At 75.1% G+C, this 1,135-nt stretch carries 1 protein-coding gene; it reads left to right on the top strand.

The annotated features are described in order from the left end of the window. The coding region (locus AC1D15_RS33545; RefSeq protein ID WP_477829463.1) for a TolC family protein at nt 1–1,114 on the top strand (1,114 nt) is incomplete at its 5' end. Nucleotides 1,115–1,135: the final 21 nt, after the last annotated feature.

A 1,135-nucleotide genomic window follows, 5' to 3' on the forward strand; every position in this document is an offset into this window, starting at 1 on the left:
CGCCGGGGTCGATGCGGCCGATGCGGATCGCCGGCCGCAGCTCGGCTTGGCGGCCGCTGCGAGCCGCGGGCGCGATTCGAGCGCGGACCCGAAGGCCGACGTGACGTCGATCGGCTTCCGTGCGAGCTGGGAGCTCGACCTGTTCGGTGCCAAGGGGATGGCCGGCACCGCGGCCCGGCGCGATGCGCAGGGCGCCGAGCTGGCGAACCAGGCCCTGCGCGTGGCGATCGCTGCCGAGGTGGCCACGGCCTGGTTMGAGATCCAGGCGCTGGCGCAGCGCGAGGCCGTGAGCCGGGACGCCGTCGCGACGCTGCAGCGGCAGGTCGACGTGCTGCGGCGTCGTTTCGAAGCCGGTCAATCGAGCGTGCTGGACACGGACCGGCTCCTCGCCGAGCTGCGCCAGGAAGAGGCGGCCGCGGCCCAGCTGCAAGGCGCACAGCGCAGCCGGCTGCGGCAACTGGCCGTGCTGTGCGGCGGGGCGCCCTCGACGACGGCTGCGCTCGGCAGCGCCGCCTTCACCGGCGCACCGGCTGCGGGCCTTGCCGCGCCGCTGCCCGCAGAGCTGCTGGAGCGCCGGCCCGACGTGCAGTTGCAGGCGCGCGCCGTCGAGGCCGCCGCGGCGCGTCTCGGCGTGGCCAAGCGCGACCTCTATCCCCGCATCCAGCTCGACTGGGCCGGGCGCAAGGAGCGCCTGGCCGTCGACGGGGCGAGTGCGTCGCMCGCGCTGGTCGTCGGCTATGGGCTGACGGTGTCGCTGCCGATCCTCGATGGGGGCCGCATCCGCTCGAACATCGCCGTCCACGAAGCGCGGGCCGAGGAGGCCATGGCGGCGTACGAGAAGGCGATGCTCGGCGCCCTGGCCGATGCGGAAATCGCGCTGGTGCAGCAGGCGGCTGCCGACACCAGCGCCAGCGCGCTGGAGCAGGCCCTGCGCGCCGGCAACGACGCCTCGCGCCGCAGCCAGCGGATGTTCGACGCCGGCCTCGTCGGGCTGGACACCGTGCTCGACGTGCACCGCAGCCAGCTGCGTGCGCAGGATGCCTTGCTGCAGGCGCGCGGCGCCCAATGGGCCGCGGCCGTGGCGGTGCGGCGGGCTTTCGCGGGCCGGGTCTGAAGGATGAGCCCCCAATTGTCG

The organism is Rhizobacter sp. P2_H2 (assembly GCF_056403375.1).